Origin of the sequence: Anaerosacchariphilus polymeriproducens (assembly GCF_003363435.1) — a bacterium.
Lineage (GTDB): Bacteria > Bacillota > Clostridia > Lachnospirales > Lachnospiraceae > Anaerosacchariphilus > Anaerosacchariphilus polymeriproducens.
On the sequence record NZ_QRCT01000009.1, the window covers coordinates 38927 to 59524 of the forward strand.

Sequence of the window (20598 nt, forward strand, 5' to 3'; positions counted from 1 at the left end):
AGAAACCAAATTTTATAAGATGGGGACTGTGATAAGTAATAGGGTTTTTGGGAAGCATGTGGATGAAGTACTTTTGGCAGCATTTCAGGAAGTTGAGAGATTGGAAGGAATGTTAAGCAGATTTATATCAAATAGTGAAATAAGCAAAATGAATCATTTATCAGGTATTGGCTACCAACAAGTTAGCAGTGAGACATATGAGTTATTATCGAATGGAGTAAATTTTTCAAAGCTTAGTAACGGGTGTTTTGATATAACAATCGGACCTTTAGTTGATTTTTGGAGACAATCAAAATCTAATAGGACGCAACCAAATCATTATGAATTAAAAAGTATTTTACCTCTTGTAAACTTCATAGATATTGAATTTGATGAATGTAAAAAAACGGTTGCACTTAAAAAAGCTGGTCAATCAATCGACATAGGGGGGATTGGTAAAGGTTATGCTGCTGATAAAGTAATAGAAGTCTTCAAAAAGTATGGTATGGAATCGGGTTTTACAAACTTTGGAGGTAATGTGGCTGTTATGGGAGTCAAGCCTGATAATTCTCCTTGGAATATTGGAATTCGTCATCCTAGGAAAGAAAACAGTATAATAGGAGTTGTTTCTGTGACAGATAAATCGGTAGTTACTTCAGGAGACTATCAAAGATATTTCATAGATAATAAGGGAAATAGGTATCATCATATCTTGAACCCATGCACAGGTTATCCATCAGAATCAGGATTGATAAGTGTAACAGTGTTAGCGGACAGTTCTATGGAAGCGGATGCTCTTTCAACCATAATATTTATATCTGGGTTAAGTAATGTAAAGAAATATTTGAATGTATTTCCTGGAATAGAAGTAATTCTAATAGATAAAGAGTTAAACGTTTACATTTCTTCAGGAATAAAAGATTGTTTTAAGACTACAAAAAATATTGAAGTAAATATATTATAAATTGGAGTGATTAAATTGAAAAGCATAAATGAAGTTAAAATAAAAAGAAAGGGTAAGAAAAAAATGGTAGGATGGTCTATAGCTATAGTTTTTATTGCAGTACTAGGTATTGGAGGAACAATAGGATGGTCGAAGGTGTCCAGAGAACATATAGAAGCAAAAAGTCTTCCTCTTGATGGAGTTGATTTCAATAAGTTAAGTGATGGTACTTATATTGGTGAGTATGAGGGAGGGATGTACAAATGGAGAACGAATAAAGTGCAGGTTACTGTTGCTTCAGGAAAAGTTACTGATATAAAATTGATTAGTTCAAAAGAACTTAGTGAAAATAATACATATCATATAGATTTATATAATAGAGTTCTGGAAGAGCAAACTTTGAAAGTAGATACGATAAGTGGTGCAACTCTTACATCGAAAGCTTATCTGCAAGGGATAGAAAATGCATTAAAACAAGCACAGAAATAATGCACCAAAATGAATGAACAATGAAATATTCATTCAATAATCATATTGGATGATTTTAAAGGAGAATTAAAATACTATGAATGAAATATATTATTTTTCAGGAACGGGAAATTCAAAAAGAATTGCAGAAGATATTATTGAACATATGCCACAGACAAAATTATTTTCAATAGCTGATGTAAGAAATGAGAAAATTGAGACGCAGGCGAAAACGGTTGGATTTGTGTTTCCCATTTACTCGTTAGGAATCCCTAGAATAGTAGAAAAGGTAATTAAAACGATGGAGTTTCAGGGAACAAAATTCATATATGCGGTAGCTACAATGGGTGGAAATTATGGGATAGCTTTTGAACAGATAAGCAAGATTCTTAAGGGAAAAGGAGAAAAATTATCAGCAACATTTTCTTTGACTATGGGAAGTAATAGCAACCTTTTTATGAAAATACCGGGAACTGGTTTAATATCAAGTGAAGAAGAACAAGAAAAGTTATATACATCAGCTTTAGAAAAACTTGATACCATTGTAGACTGTATAAAGAATAGGATAGAGCTTTATGAACCTGACATTAAATTTTCATCTAAACTGATATCTGGATTAGCAACTAAGGCCTTTATAGGAGGGCTATCAAAATACGACAAGGGCTTTCGAGTAAGTAATTGTATCAAATGTGGAAAATGTGCGAAATGTTGTCCGGTTGATAATATTGAAATGGACGAAAATGGACCAAAATGGCTGGGAAAGTGTGAGGCATGCCTGCGTTGCTTCAATATGTGCCAAAATAAGGCTATATTATATGGAAAAATGGATGAACCTGAAATGTATAAGCGTTATAGGAGAAACATTGATATAGTCACAATGGATTAAAATTTCACTTTATAAGGAGTAAAAGTTATGATTAATTTAATAAAACGATTTCCAATAGTTACTTATATGCTTTTAACATTTTTAATATCTTGGAGTGGACTACTAATAATTCTTGGTATTGATGTTTTTACAGGGAAGGCAGAGATATTAGAAAATGAAATGCCGCTTCTGTTTTTGGCTATGTGTGCCGGTCCCTCTGTTGCTGGGTTATTAATGATATATGTTATGGATGGACGGAGTGGAATTACTGCCTTATTCAAGAGTCTTGTCAAATGGAAATTAAATTTCAAATGGTATCTCTTTGCATTATTGACAGCACCAATAGTTACAATAGCCACTGTTTCTTTACTAGCATTATATTCGCCAAGATTTATTCCAGACATTCTTTCCTCTGATGAGAAAGTGATACTTATTGTTGGCGGAATAGCCGGTGGAATGATGGCAGGTTTTTTTGAAGAAATAGGCTGGAGTGGTTTTGCAATTTCTAAGATGAGATTCCGTAACAGTATTCTGACGGTAGGGATTTTTGTAGGAGCTTTATGGGGGGTATGGCACCTTCCCCTTTTTACGAGTGTCGATCCTACTGGCAAGATTCCACTTATTGTTCTGTTAGTGTCTAGACTATTAACCCAATTACCTGCATATAGAATATTGATTGTTTGGTTATATGATTGTACAGATAGCTTATTCATAACGATAGTGATGCATATGTCCTTAACAACCTGCACCCTTACATTTCAATCATCTAATATTAGCAGTGCAGATTCAATAATTTTTAATGTGACTTGGACCATTATGATTTGGGCGATAATTTTTCTATTAAAAAGATTTACCAAAGGGCAACTCAATAGATCTATGATATAAAATTTTAAAGATAAAAAATATGTATTGACAAAAGGAAATTACCGGCATATAATCCTACTATACCTATATGAAAAGTATGGATATATAAATTGACATACTGTAAAATTGAAATTAAAAAGGAGAGAGGATTATGGCTAACATTAAAAAAACAATTAATACGAGACTGATTCACGGCCCGGTAGACGGTGATAAACACACAGGAGCTGTAAACGTACCAATTTATCAAACCTCAACTTATTCACAAATATCTCCTGGAAAACATAAAGGATATGAATATTCCAGAACAGGAAATCCGACCAGAGAGGCATTAGAAAAACTAATCGCGGATCTTGAAAGTGGGTATGCAGGATTTGGCTTTGCATCGGGGCTTGCGGCAATAACAGCTGTTCTTAGTCTTTTTAAAAGTTGTGATAAAATTATAATTTCCAATAATGTATATGGGGGTACATTCAGAGTATTAAATACTGTCTTTAAAAATTTCGGTATTGGTCATGAACTTGTGGACACCAGTAAGCCGGAAGAAGTTGAAGCAGCAATAACTGATGGCGTCAAAGCTATCTATATTGAAACTCCAACGAATCCACTACTTAATATCACAGATATTAAAGCAATATCAGAAATTGCAAAAGCTCATAACCTTTACACTATTGTAGACAATACTTTTTACACACCATATCTTCAAAGACCAATCGAATATGGGGCAGATATTGTAATTCACAGCGCAACAAAATATCTTGGAGGTCACAGCGATCTGATTGCAGGACTTGTGGTGGTAAATAACAAGGAAATAGCATCTAAAATTGCATTTATACAAAATTCAATGGGAGGAGTTTTGCAACCATTTGATTCTTTTCTACTTATAAGAGGAATTAAGACATTGGGAGTACGAATGGACAGACATGTTTCAAATGCAGAAATTCTTGCAGAAGCATTACGGAACAATTCTGAGGTAAAAAAAATATATTACCCCGGATTTAAGGAGCATCCTGGTCATGATATCAATTTCAAGCAGGCAAAAAATGGTGGAGCAATTATTTCATTTGAATTGACGGAAAATCATAATGTGGATCGGTTTTTTGAGGGCCTTAAACATTTTATCCTTGCAGAAAGTCTTGGAGGAGTGGAATCTCTTGTATGCCATCCGGCTTCCATGACACATGCTGCTATACCAAGAGAAATAAGAGATTCTGTAGGAATTACAGACAGTCTTATCAGATTATCAGTTGGTATTGAGGATGTAAAAGAGTTGCAGGACGATTTAGAACAGGCGATAGCCGCTTCAAGGAGGTATGGGAGATGAAATATTACGAATCAATGCATGAACTTATCGGAAATACTCCTATGGTCAAACTCCCCTACGTGGGGGCAGATTTGAGTTCCGACTTATATGCTAAACTTGAATTATACAATCCATCAGGAAGTGTAAAAGACCGTGTGGGGAAATATATGATTGAAGATGCAGAAAGGAAAGGTATACTAAAACCACATTCAACTATAATAGAAGCTACAGCTGGAAATACAGGACTTGGAATTGCATTTGCGGCACTGAATAAAGGCTATCGAATTATTTTTGTTGTACCGACCAAATTCTCAATAGAAAAACAGCAACTAATGAAAGCACTTGGGGCAGAGATAATTAATGTCCCAAGAGAGGAGGGAATGCTTGGGGCTGCAAAAAAAGCTGAAGAATTAAAGGCAGAGATTCCAGGTGCGATATCATTTGAACAGTTTAAAAATCAGAGTAATCCACTTGCCCATTATGAAACTACAGGACCTGAAATCTATAAACAAATGAATGGCAGGATTGACTACGTGGTACTTGGTGCCGGTACCGGTGGAACTTTTACAGGGATACTTAAATATTTAAAAGAAAAGAACCCGGATATACAAGGTTTTCTTGCGGATCCGGTAGGCTCAACAATTGGTGGAGGAGAGCATGCAGACTACAATATTGAGGGGATTGGTAATGATTTTATTGCAGACGCCATGGATATTTCTTTGGTAGATAAAGTAATAAAAATAAATGATGAAGAAGCATTCCGTGCATCCAGGGAACTGGCAGCTAAAGAAGGAATTTTTGCAGGTTCCTCATCAGGAGCTGCTCTTGCCGCAGCAAAGAAGCTTGCAATGGAGGTAGAAGAAAAGAACATAGTGGTAGTTTTTCCAGACAGGGGAGACAGATACTTTAGTTCACATCTATATGAATAGAAAGGAAAGTTTGAAGCATTAGAAAAAAACATTTTAATGAAAGATGGATAAATAACATAAGAGAGATAGCCGTAGTATAAGTTGTAGATAACTATGGCTATTTTAATATTTCAATTTTGAACTGTTTTGCTAGCGCTAGAATAACAGTAAGAAAGAATTTACTAATTATAGAATATTATGTAATTTATTAGGAAGTTCAAGGAAAAACTAATTCAATAAACATAATTGATAAAAATATGATAATATAAAAGTAAATGAATAGTTGTCTTTTATTACGTTAAGAAAGAAGAGGATTGTTAATGTTCAAAAAAATACGATTAAAAAAATTTATTCAATATCTTGCATTAATTTTATTTCCGGTAACGATTAATTATTTCTCTCCATACTTAATTATGGTAGGTGCTACAAAAGGAATTGTTAACGGAAGCATGATTTTATTTGGAAGTTTACTCATTAGTTCTATTTTATTTGGAAGACTTTTCTGTTCAACTCTGTGTCCTGTGGGAGCAGCAGGTGACTATCTTTGTTTTTCTAATGAAAGACGGGTAAAGAATGGAAAGTTTAATCTAATAAAATGGTTTATATGGATTCCTTGGTTAGCAGGAATTATTGCTGGGCTGTTATACGCAGGTGGAATCAGTGAAGTGAATCCATTGTTTATGACTGAAACTGGAATCTCGGTTGATCGTCCCGGAGCATATATAATTTATCTTGGTGTACTTGCTCTGGTCACGATAATTAGTATAACGGTGGGTAAAAGGGCATTCTGTCATTATGTATGTTGGATGGCTCCATTTATGATTATCGGTATACATATTAGAAGCTTTTTCCGCTTACCTGGTTTTACACTGACTGCCAAAAAGGAAACATGCATCAAATGTGGAAAGTGTAATAATGTTTGTCCAATGAGTTTGGATATAAGGGAAATGGTACAAATGAATAAAATGACCCACGTTGAATGTATCTTGTGCGGACAGTGTGTGAAACAATGCCCGAAAGATACCATCGATTTTGGATTTGAAAGGGGGAAACTAAACTATAAGTAAGCCAATTGTAGTTTTGGATACCTTCTCGAGTAAAGTTGGTATCCCAGTATTTATTGTTGTAAATAGAAATAATTTCACTCTTTAGGTTATCAGAGAGAGTATGGGCTGGTTTGCGCTCTAAATTGGTATGAATCAATCCTGCCTTTCCTTCCGTAATATATCTTTTTAAGAGGCGTTTGATGTGTCGTCTGGAACAACCGATCTTGATAGCGGCATAGTCTTTAGAGATATGACAGACGTTTAATAATTTCGTATTGTTCTTGTGCTTTCATTGATAATGTAACCTTTCGCATTTGTAGTCTCCTCATTTCATTAGTTATGAGGGAAAAGTATACCATATATAATCCTAATAGGACATAATCATGTGTGGTATATAAAGACATTATCTAAAATAGGGTAGAAAAATAGAAATTTATTATTAGAGAATATTGACAAAGTATTAAAATTCGTGTATAAGTATATAATTAATATACCCCCATACATTTTCCTGCGTCTTATAGTTTATGTTCAGTAACTATAAAAAAATTAGTGGAGGGATATCATGCGTACAGTTCAGGATACTTTTATAAAAACAAGAGGAAAAGTAGGGGGGAATGACTTTTGGTTAAATTTATTAGAAGGAGAAATAAAATATTCAAGTTTTCTATTGGTTAATATTAAAAATAAACCAAGTAGGTATAAGGATTTTAAATTTGAATTTTCCAATAATTTACTTAAGGATTTTGTAAATAAAAGACAAAATTCAGAAATAGTATTACTTTCTGTTTTAAAAGTATTGTTATATAAATATACGTCTAATAATGATGTGATAATAATGATACCAGTAAAAACAGAATTAAATTATAACAATAGTAAAAACAAAAGTTTATTTATTAGAAGTTTTATTCATGAAGATATGACAATGGATGAAATAGAAAATGATTTAAAAATATTATTAAACAAAATATATAAAAATCAGAATATCAATTTAGAAGAAATAATGAAAGAGTTGGAATTAGAGCAAGATTTGACAGACATACTATTTGCTTTTAATTACAATGGCATTGAAGATATAGCTAAGAAATCAAATTGTAATATTATATTTAATTTTAATATTATAGAGGATAATTTTATAGTAGAAATAAAATATAATAGTCAAATATATAATGAATTTTTTGTTAATCAATTATGCAGACATTTTGAATTAGTTTTAGTTTTCGCACTTAATTCAAAATTAGAAAAAGTTAAAAATCTAAAACTAATGAATAATCAAGAAATAAATTTGTATAACAATTTAATTAATAGTACTTCTACATCATGGAATTATAATAAGTCTATAGTTGAATTATTTCATGAGCAGGTTGAAAAAAATCCTTTATCATTAGCAATTAAATCCCAAAAGGTAGAAATTAGTTACATTCGATTGGAAGAAGTGTCCAATAAATTGTCAAATTTATTAATAAAAAGAGGAGTAAAAAAGGGAGATTTTATTCCTATTATAGCTGAAAGAAGTTGTGAGATGATAGTAGGAATGCTTGGAGTCCTTAAGACTGGATCATGTTTTGTTCCAATAAGTAATAAATTGCCTAAGGAAAGACGTGATTTTATACTTGAAGATTGTAATGCAAAAATTGTATTAATACAAAAGAAGGACTTCTTATTTAAAGAAGACAATTATGAAAGTATTGTTTTAGATTTAGATAAGAATTCTTTTTTTTTAGAGGAAAAAAATTTCATAGGCGTGTTACCTGAAGGTGAAGATTTAGCTTATGTTCTTTATACTTCTGGTACAACAGGAAATCCTAAAGGTGTTTTAATTAAAAATAATAGTGTAGTTAATTTAAGTTATTGGTTTGGAAAAACTTTTCATTTAGATAGTAATAAAAATATTTTACATATGACTGATATATCATTTGATGTTTCAATAGAAGAAACTATAGTTACGTTACTAAATGGGGCCCAAATTTTTATTATACCAGAGGAAATAAAATTAAATAAGTATTATTTTGAAAGTTATTTAATAGATAATTCGATTAATATAGCTCAATTTGTGCCGGTGACACTACGTGAATTACTTCCCAAGAATAAAAAAATAAGGTCATTAGATGTTATTATTTGTGGAGGAGATAAATTGAATTCAAAATTGAAGGATGAAGTATTGAATTTAGGTTATTCTTTATATAATAATTATGGACCTACAGAAACTACTGTTGATGCAATTTCGACAAAATGTGAAAAAGAATTAGATGTTATTGGGAAACCAATCAGTAATACAGAAATATATATTTGTAATGAATTTGAAGAAATTTTACCAATTGGAGTAATTGGTGAAATATATATTTCTGGAGTAGGATTATCGGATGGTTATCTAAATAGGAATGAATTGACAGATGAAAAATTTATTTTTAATAAATTATTATTGAAAAAAGTGTATAAAACTGGAGATTTAGCTCGTTGCTTACCAAATGGGAATATTGAATTTATAGGACGTAAAGATAATCAAGTGAAAATAAATGGTGTTAGAATTGAATTGGATGATATAGAAACTAGATTATCAAAATTTGAATTAATTGAAGAAGCAGCAGTAATAACTAAAACAAGTAAAAAAGGAGATTTATATATATGTGCGTTTTATACTGCAAAGAATGAAATTTCTTCAGAAAATTTTAGAAATTATTTAGGAAAATATTATCCGTCCTATATGATTCCAAAATATTTTATTAAAATTGAAAAATTTGACGTGTCATATAATCAGAAAATAAATAAAAAAAATTTAGTACATATTAAGTTAGAAGTAAATGATAATTTATGTATTCAGCCAAGAAATAGTATCGAAAGAAAGTTGATAGACATATGGAAAAACAATTTAGGTGTTGAACATATAGGTATTACGGATAAATTTATTAATTTAGGTGGAGATTCTTTAATTGCAACATCAATTGTTAATGAAATACAAAAAGTATTATGTAGTAAATTTACATTAATTGACTTTCATAATAATATTAGTATAGTTGAAATTTCAAAAATAATTAATAATTTGGATGAAAAAACATTATTGAAACAATTGAATAATAATATAATTTTGTTAAAAAAAGGCTACAAGGAAAATCTGAATCTGTTTTTTATACATGCTGGTAATGGTGAGATAGATGTTTATAAAAATTTATCCAAGATACTAAATAATAATTATAACTATTGGGGTATAAGAGCAAATTGTATTGAAAGTTATTGCCCTATAAATATCACCATACCATTAGTAGCAAGTCAATATATAGAAGAATTAAAAAAAATACAATCAAATGGACCTTATTTTATTTTAGGATGGTGTATAGGGGGAAGTATAGCATATGAGATTGCATTACAATTAGAAAGCTTGGGAGAAAAAGTTGAGTTCTTAGGTTTAGTAAATAGTTTTGCTCCAGATAAGAAATTTTGGGGATCAGTTAGTGATTTTACATTTCAAAGTGAAATAGAGGAAGCTATGAGGTTTATAGGAGAATCATCGATTGAAACAATTTTAGAAAAAAAAGAAAGCATTGAAGAAATTTGGGATTATACAGTTACACTATTGGAAAATAGGAAATTTGATTGTAATCTAATAAAAAAACGTGTATTAGATGATATGGACAGAGCTATACCTCATTTTAAAGACGTTTTAAAAATAAAAACTATTATATATTACGTTAATATTCTTAGAACTTTTGATAGAGGTCGAGCATTATATTATCCTAATTCGTTCGTTAACGTATCAATTAATTTTTTTTCAGCATGTTATGAAAGAGCTGCGAATGGTTATAATTGGAAAAATTTCACGAATAGTAAATTTAATTATTATGAAGTACCTGGAGATAATTTTTCAGTTTTTTTAGAACCGAATGTTCAAATAATGGCAGAGAAAATTAATCAGATACTAAATATTTATATTTCTTGAAAAAAGGAAGGGAATGCATTATGACGAAACAGATGAAAGCAGATATATTTATTATTTTTGTAACTTGTATATGGGGAATGTCGTTTCCGTTAATAAGAAATGTGTTAGTTTATATTTCATATGATCAATATTTAGCTTTACGATTTTTGATTGCCAGCGTTATAATAGCCGTTATGTTTTATCGTAAATTATTAAGAATTAAGTTATATACTTTAGTATGTGGAGCTATTTTAGGAATTTGTTTAGCTGGAACATTAGGATTAACTGTTTATGCCTTAAATTATACATCATCTTCTAACGTCGCTTTTATAACAGGTCTTAATATCGTTTTGGTACCATTGGTATCTGCTATTTTGTTGAAAAAGATTCCTAGAATAAGCAGTGTTCTAGGAGTTGTTATTGGGTTAATTGGAATCAGTGTACTTGTTGGTGGAGTTAATGTTGGGACAAATATAGGGGATTTGCTGGCTTTTGCAAGTTCTTTATGTTTGACAGGTCAAATAATATTGATAGACAAATTCAATGAGAAAGGTGATCCTTTAATTCTGGGGATTTTACAAATAATTTTTGCGGCAATCATATTTTTATTTATTTCATTATTATGGGGACAAGGGATAAAGATAACAGAATTTAATAATACAGTAGTATTTGTAATTGGTTTGACTGGAATATTTGGAACAGCATTAGCATTTGTTGGGCAGACATATGTACAGAAGTTTACCACACCAACACATATTGCAATCATATTTATGGGGGAACCTATTTTTGGAGCTTTATTTTCATTGATGATACCTGATGATAATGGTGTTACCGAAAAGTTAACATTAAATATGATGATAGGTGGATTATTTATTATTTCAGCGATTATAATATCTGAGTTGAATTTGAAAAGTTTTGTATTTAAAAAATATAAGAATACATATTGACATTTATTTTAATTTAGTGTAACATAACACTGTTATTAAATAACGGCGTTATGTTACCACTTTGTGGAGGTGAAAACTTGAAGAATGATAACGAAACCCAATCTAAACTTCTATTAAGCGCAAAAAGAGAATTTATGGAAAAAGGTTATATGAAGGCATCTCTTCGAAATATATGTAAAGAAGCAGGTGTGACGACCGGAGCTCTTTATTTTTTCTTTCAAGATAAGGAAGATTTATTTGCTTCTCTGGTTGAAGAGCCATTAGAGATACTATTAAATATTATGAAGCAACATTATTCTGAAGAATTGGTAGATTCCGAATTTAAAGAAAATGGAAAATTAGATTTTTCCGATGATTTAGAAGTCGTTAAACATGTGATTCATCACTCGTATCAGCATTATGATGAATTTCAATTATTATTAACCAAAAGTCAAGGATCGCGTTTCGAAAAATGCATTGATCAGATTGTGGAATTCTCTGAGAAACATTATCGTATTCTAGCGGATATGTATTCAGAGCAGACAAATACTAAAAAACTGGATGATTATATTGTTCATTGGTTTGCTCATATGCAGATTGATATTTTTGTTCATATGTTAACACATGAGAAATCAGAAGAAGCAGCGTTACAGTCTATGGTATCAATAATGAAGTATCTAATGGCCGGCTGGTCCGGATTATTTGATGAAATTTAGCTATACGGCAATAAAATGTACGTATAGCTAAAAAATTACTTTAAAGATAACAGTGTTATGTATAGGAGGAAATTTTATGTATTTAGAAGTAAAAAGTATGAAAAAGAGTTATGGACAGAATGAAAGTTATATTCAGGTGTTAAAAGGTATTACAACAGGAGTAAAGAGAGGGCACATATGTGCGATAGAAGGATCAAGCGGCTCTGGAAAATCTACATTTTTAAATTGTATCGGAGGACTCGATACACTGGACTCAGGTTCTATATTAGTGGACGGAAAAGAGATTGTAGGTCTGAAACAGAACGAACTATCTGATTACAGACGTGACAACTTGGGATTTATTTTTCAGTTTTATAATTTAGTGCCTAATCTTACGGTGGAAGAAAATATTCAGGTATGTGAATATTTAGCTGAAAATCCTTTAGATATGGAAGAACTTTTAGATATATTAGGACTTAAAGAGCATCAGAAAAAATTTCCATCCCAATTATCAGGAGGTCAGCAGCAAAGATGCGCAATAGCACGTGCACTGATTAAAAATCCCAAGTTACTTCTTTGTGATGAACCTACAGGAGCATTGGATTCTAAGACATCCAAAGATATTTTGATCTTATTGGAGAAGATTAATAAAAAGTATGGGACAACGATTCTTATCGTAACGCATAATAATTCAATAAAAAAAATGGTACATAAGGTCATTGACATAAAGGATGGTCAAATAAGTAAAGAATATGAGAATGAAATAAGAGTTCCGGCAGAGAAATTGGAGGATTTATAGGATGCAGAAAATATTATTCAAACGATTATGGAGGGAATTTAAGTCGAATCTGTTCCGTTATTTTTCACTTGCATTTCTAATTATAATGGGAATGTATCTGGTAATCAGCCTTGTTGGAGCAGCAGAAACGGTAATTACCGGAGTGGATAAAAAAGCAGAAGAGAATCGGTTGGAAGATGGTGAATTTCAAGTATTTGAGCCTTTAACTGAAACAGAAGAGTTGAAACTGCATAAGACAGGAATTTCATTAGAAAAAATGTTTTCTCTTGATTTTAAACAGGAAGATGGAAGTACAATTAGAGTTTTTAATAATAGGAAAAAAGTGAATCTTATTGATCTTGATAAAGGAAGATTAGCCCAAAGGAATGATGAAGTCGTATTAGAAAAGCGTTATTGCGAAGAACATAATTTAACAATAGGGGATCGAATTACAATAGGAGCAAATGCATTACATATTGTAGGAGTTGGAAGTGTTCCGGATTATGACGCTGCCTATAAGAACCTATCGGATAGTAGTGTAGAAAGCAAACAATTTGGCTTAGCATTTGTTTCTGATTCTGCATATAATCTGTTTAAAGCGGCTGGAATGAGTATTAAGTCAGAGGAGTATGTGTACGCATATCATTTAAACGGGAAGATGACAGATGAGGAGTTGAAAGAGAAAATAAAAGCGATACAATTTATAAAAGCATCAGATAACCCAAGAATTAAGGCTTCTGCGGAAGACCAGGTGATTAATAAAATAGCAGGGCTGATAGCAGGCATTATAATTCTGATTTTGTTTACTTATGTTATTTCTGTATTTGTAATTCATGGAATTGAAAAGGAAAGTAGTGTTATTGGATCCTTATATGCTTTGGGAGTTAAAAAAAAGGACCTTCTATTGCATTATATCATGCTTCCTGTTACAATTACGTTTTTGTCAGGAATTATCGGAACAATGATTGGATATAGCAAATGGGGAATTGATTATCAGATGGTAAATTGCTACAACTATTTTTCCGTACCCAAATTGCAAAAGGTATATTTTGTTTATCTTTTGTTATATGGAATTTTGCTGCCTCCAGTCGTTGCAGCAATTGTGAATTGTATTGTTATTAGAAAAAAATTATCACGACCAGCCTTAGAATTAATCAAAAATGAAAAGAAGAATCGTAACATTAGTAATGTGAACTTAGGAAATATGGGATTCATTGGAAGATTTCGGATAAGGCAGATGTTAAGAGAAGCAAGAACCGGATTTACGGTATTGTTCGGTATGTTCATAGCTCTATTAATTATGATGCTGGGAATTAATTGTTATGTAATGTGTAAACATATTAGTAAAGACAATAAAAAAGATACAAAGTATGAGTATATGTATACCTATAAATATCCCCAAGATAAGGTGCCGGATGGTGGGGAAGCGTGTTTTGCCAAGACTCTTAAGAAGGAAATACTTGGTTATAATCACAATATCACTCTTTTAGGAATCAATGAAAAGAATCCATACTTTGAAGTGAAAACGTTCAAACAGAAAAACTTAGTCGTCATTTCATCAGCAATGGCGCAAAAGTACCATTTATCGATAGGGGATTCCCTGATATTATCAGATGAGGAAGAAGATATTGATTATGCATTTAGAGTAAAAGATATTGTACAGTACTCAGCAGGGTTTTATGCATTTATGGATATTGAAACTATGAGAGAGCTTTTAGGAGAGAATGATAGGTATTACAATGTAATATTATCTGACAAGAAATTAGATATTAGTCCTGAAAGACTATATGCAACAACATCAAAACAAGAAATAAGTAAAGCTTCTGATGTCTTTGTATCTATGATGATGCCGATGATTTATCTGATGACAACGGTATCTGCTTTTATTTTCTGTGTGGTTATGTATCTTATGATGAAGGTTATGATTGAGCGTTCCGCGTTTAGTATTTCGCTGATTAAAATATTTGGTTATCGTTCTAAAGAAATTCGAAAACTATTTTTAAATGGAAATTTCTATTTAATAGCAGTAGGTGCTGCTATTTGTATTCCCTTGTCCAAGAAATTAATGGATATAATGTACCCCATATTAGTGTCGAATGTAGCTTGCGCAATGAATCTTACTTTTAGTTGGAAATTATATCTTGCTATTTATCTTGTTGTTATTGCATTATTTTTTATTATTAATTTTATGCTAACTTCTAAAATAAATAAAATAGTTCCGTCAGAATTATTAAAGAACAGAGAGTAAATAAATTCAAAAAACCCCTGGGGAGGCTTGCATAATTGCTAACTGTTCTTATATACTTTATTTGACATTTTTTTTAAAATATGAAAAGAAAAGATACAAGTAATAAGGAGGAATAATTCATGGATGCTTTGCTTCATCAGTTATGTGAAGATGTAAGTAGTAAGAATAATACAGTTAGGAAAGCTGCGCTAGATAAATTATTAGAGATGACAGAAGAACAAGTGGAATGGGTTTATGACATTTGGGATATTATGGTTGAAAAATTATCATCCGAAAATTCCTATCAACGAAGTATAGCAGTTTTTGTCTTGGCAGGTTTGGCCAAAAGTGATACACAACTAAGATTTGCATCCATACTAGAACAATATTTAAGTAAGGCCAATGATGATAAATTTATTACATCAAGGCAAACATTGCAACAATTGTGGCTTATTGCAATTTCTCAGGAATCTTTATGTAGTAAAATAGTTGATTTTTTATATGAGAACTTTATAAATAATAGGCATCTTACAACGCATGGAAATTTAATAAGAAAAGATATCATTTATAGTTTAAGTGAAATTTATAAAAAGAGACCTGATCAAGTCAATCTAGACAAATTTGAAATTCTAATACATTTAAAATGCGATGAGAAAGAAAGTAAAGAGTTATTGAAATTTTTAAAATGAGGAGAAAAGTTATGAAAAAGAAGTTGTTTGGAATTTTATCTATTGTAACGCTTACCATATTTGCTTTTTCAGGCTGCAAAAATCGTGGTACAACAGCAGAAAATAGAAATGAAACAGGTAAGAAAATATTAAAGTGTTCTGAATCCTTTGCACTTGAAACATTGAATCCACATCAGGATTATCAAGGATGGTATACCTCTATTTATGGTTTGACAGAAGCATTATTTATTATGAATGATCAGTCGTCTGTAGAACCGATGCTTGCAGAGAGTGCCAAAGCAGATGGAAACATCTGGACAATAAAATTAAAAGAAGCTGCAAGCTTCTCTAATGGAAACACAGTGACTTCGGATATGGTGATACGCAATCTGCAGAATGCAGGAAAAACGAACTCTCGTTTTGCATATTTAAAAGATTGTTCCTATCAGATTTTAGATGACAAAACGTTTACGATTGAAACTTCTGAAGTATATCCGACTTTACTGAATGATCTTGCCAGTCCGGAGCTTGCTATTGTGGATTTGGACAATAGTAAAGATATGGGTTCACAGCTTGTAGCAACAGGACCTTTTGTCGTATCATCATTTGAACCGGGAGGAACGATCAAAGTAAAAAGAAATAGTAGTTATTGGAATGGAGAAGTTAAATTAGATGGTGCAGAATTTTATTATATGCCGGAACCAGATACTTCACTTATGGCAATGCAGAATGGTGAAATTGATTGCTACACTGGTGTGACAGCTGATGCTGCGGAGATATTTAAAAATGATCCGGATACTTATAAATTGGTATCGATTCCGGCAACAAGGCTGCAGTTTTATATACTGAATAAAAATAGGCTGGATGATTCTGTTAGAAAAGCAATTAATCTGACCATTGATACAAAAGCAATCGAAACATATTTAAATGGCACAGTGACCAGCACAGATGGACCATTTGATTCGTCTGCACCTTATGGAAAGGTAACGAAGGAGCCTGTCGACATAGAGGCTGCAAAAGCGCTTCTTGAAAAAGATGGATACAGTTTGAATGCAGATGGATATTATGAAAAAGACGGACAAGTTCTTACTATAAATATTGCATATTATGCAGCAAGAAGTTTAGATACTTTAGCTACATTAATGCAGGAACAGTTAAAAACAATTGGAATAAAAGGTACATTGACCTGTGAAGTGGATCCGGATGAAACCTATATTGCTACCGGAGATTTTGATATTGCTTTATACTGTATGATTGCAGATAAGGCGGGGGATCCATATTATTTTATTAGCTGTACTCTGGCAAAAGGGGCTCCTTACAATTGTGGTGGATTCTCGAATGAAAAAACACAAAAATTAATCGATGAATTAAAGGTAACTTCTAATAATGATAGACGCGCAGAATTAGCGAATGAGATTGTGCAGACAGCAATTGATGAAGATGCTTTTGGATATGTAGCACTTTTTAATAAGACGACCGTTATGCGCAATAATGTAGTAAATGTATTTGAGAACTGTCCATTTGATTTTTATTTCTTAAATGCAAATACCGATATGAATTAAACTAGATGAGAGCATAGAGCACAGCCTGTAAAGGTTATGCTCTTTTCCTCGTTTATCCAATGTGTCGTAAAACCCCTTACTTTAGCTATGGGGAGTGTGAAGAATATAGGAGAGTAGCGTGAAACATTATATAACAAAACGATTATTACTATTGATACCGATAATTTTGGGACTTACTTTTTTGACATTTGCATTATTATATATAACTCCAGGCGATCCTGCGAAGAAAAAGCTAAGTGCTCAAGGTATAGCAGTAACAAACGAAGTATTAGAAAAAACAAGACAAGAAATGGGATTGAATCAGCCATTTATGAAACAATATCTTGATTGGTTTGGAAAGTTTCTAAAAGGTGATTTGGGTAATTCTTTTAAAGATGGTACATCGGTTGCTGATAAATTAAGTAAAGGGATGAGATACACTTTTATTTTATCTTTTAGTGCTTTCTTTCTTGCAATTACAATTTCTATCCCTCTGGGAATTTATACAGCAGTCAAACAGAATCGATTTGTTGATTACTTTATTCGATTTCTCTGTTTTATTGGAAATGCAGTACCTAATTTTCTTCTGGCGGTTTTATTCATTTATTTCTTTTGTATATATATAAAAGTTTTTCCAGTCGTAGCGAAAGGAAATATGCAAGGTCTTTTTTTGCCTGCTCTATCATTGGCACTACCTTTAGTAAGCCGATTTATACGACAGATTAGAGCAGCAGTTTTGGAACAATTAAATGCAGAATATATAACAGGTGCACGAGCGAGAGGAAATAGGGAAACATATATTTTGTTTCGGGATGTCCTTCATAATGCGCTGATTTCTATTATTTCAATATTCGGATTCTCAATTGGTACATTATTGGGAGGAAGTGTAGTAATAGAAAGTATATTTATGTGGCCGGGTGTTGGTAAATTAATGATGGATTCTATCAATGCAAGAGATTATCCGGTGATCCAGGGTTTTGTAATAATTTCTGCCATGATTTATGTAGTTGTGAATCTGCTGATTGATTTATGCTATCAATTGATAGATCCTAGAGGAGAGGAGTAAGGAATGGTTCAAAAAGTTAGAAAAAAAGTCACTTTCTTCACGGTTTTAGGGTTAATTTTGCTAGGTATCAGTTTACTGGCACCTTATATTGTGAAAAACGACCCTTATGAGACAAATGCTTTCTATATGAAAGCAGTCCCCAATCTCCAGTTTCCTTTTGGTACTGATAAATTAGGAAGATGTATCTTTTCCAGAGTGTTAGTCGGAGCCAGAATGTCCATTTTTCCATCTCTATTGCTTGTATTGATAACCATGGCGGCAGGTATTCTACTTGGTATGCTCGCAGGATATTATGGTGGAGTTCTTGATCAGATTATTATGCGTTTGGTAGATATCATTTTAGCTTTTCCCCAGATGGTACTTGCAATTGCAGTAGCTGGTGTATTAGGCGGGAGTATGATAAATGCAATGATTGCACTTGGATTAACCGGATGGACTTTATTTGCAAGGCTGGCGAGGGGACAAGTGATGGCATTGAAACATGAAGAATTTATTCATGCAGCCAGGCTTAGTGGTAACAGTAATTTACGTATTATGTTCGTTCATATTCTACCGAATATTGCCGGTGAAATGATTGTAAATGCTTCGATACAAATTGGTTCGACGATGATCGGGATTGCCGGTCTATCTTATCTTGGACTTGGAGTACAGGTGCCTGAAGCGGAGTGGGGCTCTATGATAAATGAGGCAAAAGGCTATATGCAGCAAGCTCCATGGGCAGTATTGGCACCAGGAATTGCTTTGTTTATTACAGTGGTGATTTTCAATTTACTTGGAGATGCTTTGAGTGAATATATTGGGATAAGGAGTACGAATGATGAATGATACAATTCTTTCAATTAATAATCTTTCTGTAAGTTATAGTAGAAATAATGATGTGGTATCCAATGTTTCTTTTGATTTAAAGCAAGGGGAGATAATAGGAATTGTAGGCGAGAGTGGTAGTGGGAAAAGTACACTATTAAAGGCAGTTTTACCAATAGAAAATGGAGTTCTCCTGTCTAGTGGGGAAATTATGTTTCAGAATAAAGGGTTATCATCCATGCCACAAAAAGAGAAGATGAAATTACGTGGAAAACAGATTGGAATGGTATTTCAGAATCCAAAAGCATCGTTTAATCCAATTCGTACATTTCGAAAACAGTTTATTGAGACTTTAAAAAGCCATGGTAGATATGAGAAAGAGAATTTCAATCAACAAGTCTGCGAGGTTTTTGAGAGTCTTAATCTAATGGAGGGAAAACGAATTTTAGACAGTTGTCCATTTGAGATGAGTGGTGGGATGAATCAAAGAATATCAATTGCTTTGTCAGTATTATTGAAACCTTCCATACTGCTTGCGGATGAACCGACCAGCGCATTGGATGTGACATCGCAGGAACAGGTAATGGATGAGTTACTTCGTATGAGAGAACATTATCAAACGTCAATCATTATTGTAACACACAATATTGGTCTTCTGGCAAAAGTAGCAGACAAAGTGGGAGTTATGTTTCAAGGAAGAATCGTAGAATTCGGAACGACAAATGAGGTACTTCAACGTCCGAAAAATTTATATACAAAAAAGTTATTGAGTGCGGTTCCAAAAATAAGTGACAGACTTGAAAAAATTGAGAGCAAGAATACAGAGGATCTTTTAGAACTGAAACAGTTAAGTAAGGAATTTATTAAAAACAGGAAATGCATGTTTAAACTATCTCAGGTCAATATGCAGTTGAAAAAGGGAGAAATACTGGGAATCGTAGGAGAGAGCGGAAGTGGAAAAAGCACATTGTTAAAACAGATTGGAGGGTTACAGCACCCAACAGCAGGGACCATAGTTTTTAAAGGAAAGAAATTAGAATTTCATAGAACAAAATCGGATTATTGCGGTATGCAAATGATTTTTCAAAATGTTTTTGAATCATTTAATCCAAGGTTAACAATTCGCTCTTCCTTGAGTGAGACTTTGAAGAATTTATGCGGCATTAAGGATTTAATAGAACGGAATAACAGAATTGATAACTTAATGGGAATGGTAGGTCTTAAACCACATCTTGCGGATAGATATCCGACCGAATTAAGCGGTGGACAATGTCAAAGAGCAGCCATAGCAAGGGCGATTTCAGTAAATCCGGAGTTATTATTGTGTGATGAAATAACCAGTGCGCTAGATGTTTCGGTACAGGCAGAAATAATAAAATTACTGCTAAATTTATCGCAAGAACTAAATATGGCAATTATTTTTGTTTCTCATGATATTGTTTTATTAAGTAATATTTGTGAAAAAATTATGGTGATGCATCAAGGGAAATGTATTGAATCCGGATCGGTAAATGAGATTATTAAGAATCCGAAAGAGGATTATACAAAAAGATTGTTAACGATATTGACCAATTGACAAATATATGTAAAAATATTACAAATTGAAACAA

The 20598-nt window shown here is 32.3% G+C and carries 17 protein-coding genes; all 17 read left to right on the forward strand.

All coding sequences use genetic code 11. The features are described from left to right. Positions 1-28: 28 nt before the first annotated feature. The 17 genes from DWV06_RS01450 to DWV06_RS01535 all read left to right on the forward strand — a co-directional run bounded on the left by DWV06_RS01450 (position 29) and on the right by DWV06_RS01535 (position 20564). Positions 29-943 carry an FAD:protein FMN transferase gene (locus DWV06_RS01450; RefSeq protein ID WP_331463273.1) on the forward strand — a complete coding sequence of 305 codons (915 nt, stop codon included), beginning with the start codon at positions 29-31 and terminating at the stop codon, positions 941-943. Positions 944-958: 15 nt separating this feature from the next. Further along, positions 959-1411, forward strand: coding sequence for an FMN-binding protein (locus tag DWV06_RS01455; RefSeq protein ID WP_235828879.1), 453 nt, complete (start codon positions 959-961; stop codon positions 1409-1411). A 76-nt stretch (positions 1412-1487) separates the two neighbouring features. Further along, entirely contained in the window at positions 1488-2276 is a 789-nt protein-coding gene (locus tag DWV06_RS01460; RefSeq protein ID WP_115480406.1) for an EFR1 family ferrodoxin, read from the forward strand. 27 nt (positions 2277-2303) lie between these two features. Beyond that, the gene (locus DWV06_RS01465) at positions 2304-3140 is read left to right on the forward strand and encodes a CPBP family glutamic-type intramembrane protease (protein WP_115480407.1); all 837 of its coding nucleotides are present in this window, start codon (positions 2304-2306) and stop codon (positions 3138-3140) included. Between the two features lie 130 nt (positions 3141-3270). Next, on the forward strand, positions 3271-4440 hold the full coding sequence (locus tag DWV06_RS01470) for a trans-sulfuration enzyme family protein (RefSeq protein WP_115480408.1): 1170 nt from the start codon (positions 3271-3273) through the stop codon (positions 4438-4440). After that, positions 4437-5348 carry a PLP-dependent cysteine synthase family protein gene (locus DWV06_RS01475; RefSeq protein WP_115480409.1) on the forward strand — a complete coding sequence of 304 codons (912 nt, stop codon included), beginning with the start codon at positions 4437-4439 and terminating at the stop codon, positions 5346-5348. Before DWV06_RS01470 ends, DWV06_RS01475 begins: the two co-directional genes overlap by 4 nt. Positions 5349-5647: 299 nt before the next feature. Beyond that, positions 5648-6394, forward strand: a complete 747-nt coding sequence (locus DWV06_RS01480) for a 4Fe-4S binding protein (protein ID WP_115480410.1) — start codon at positions 5648-5650, stop codon at positions 6392-6394. 541 nt (positions 6395-6935) lie between these two features. Next, positions 6936-10304, forward strand: coding sequence for a non-ribosomal peptide synthetase (locus DWV06_RS01490; RefSeq protein WP_115480412.1), 3369 nt, complete (start codon positions 6936-6938; stop codon positions 10302-10304). Between the two features lie 20 nt (positions 10305-10324). Further along, a complete protein-coding gene (locus tag DWV06_RS01495; RefSeq protein ID WP_115480413.1) occupies positions 10325-11230 on the forward strand; it encodes a DMT family transporter in 906 nt (301 codons plus the stop codon). A 77-nt stretch (positions 11231-11307) separates the two neighbouring features. Further along, positions 11308-11925, forward strand: coding sequence for a TetR/AcrR family transcriptional regulator (locus DWV06_RS01500; RefSeq protein WP_162300538.1), 618 nt, complete (start codon positions 11308-11310; stop codon positions 11923-11925). Between the two features lie 76 nt (positions 11926-12001). Further along, a complete protein-coding gene (locus DWV06_RS01505) occupies positions 12002-12703 on the forward strand; it encodes an ABC transporter ATP-binding protein (protein ID WP_115480415.1) in 702 nt (233 codons plus the stop codon). Between the two features lies 1 nt (position 12704). Further along, positions 12705-14930, forward strand: coding sequence for an FtsX-like permease family protein (locus tag DWV06_RS01510; protein ID WP_115480416.1), 2226 nt, complete (start codon positions 12705-12707; stop codon positions 14928-14930). 119 nt (positions 14931-15049) lie between these two features. Then, positions 15050-15598: a hypothetical protein gene (locus DWV06_RS01515; RefSeq protein WP_115480417.1), complete on the forward strand. Its 549-nt coding sequence runs from the start codon at positions 15050-15052 to the stop codon at positions 15596-15598. A gap of 11 nt (positions 15599-15609) precedes the next feature. Further along, positions 15610-17139 carry an ABC transporter substrate-binding protein gene (locus DWV06_RS01520; RefSeq protein WP_115480418.1) on the forward strand — a complete coding sequence of 510 codons (1530 nt, stop codon included), beginning with the start codon at positions 15610-15612 and terminating at the stop codon, positions 17137-17139. A 118-nt stretch (positions 17140-17257) separates the two neighbouring features. After that, a complete protein-coding gene (nikB, locus tag DWV06_RS01525; protein WP_115480419.1) occupies positions 17258-18184 on the forward strand; it encodes a nickel ABC transporter permease in 927 nt (308 codons plus the stop codon). A 3-nt stretch (positions 18185-18187) separates the two neighbouring features. Continuing rightward, positions 18188-19009, forward strand: a complete 822-nt coding sequence (locus DWV06_RS01530) for an ABC transporter permease (protein WP_115480420.1) — start codon at positions 18188-18190, stop codon at positions 19007-19009. Then, complete coding sequence (locus tag DWV06_RS01535; protein WP_115480421.1) at positions 18999-20564, forward strand: ABC transporter ATP-binding protein; 1566 nt, start codon at positions 18999-19001, stop codon at positions 20562-20564. Before DWV06_RS01530 ends, DWV06_RS01535 begins: the two co-directional genes overlap by 11 nt. Positions 20565-20598: the final 34 nt, after the last annotated feature.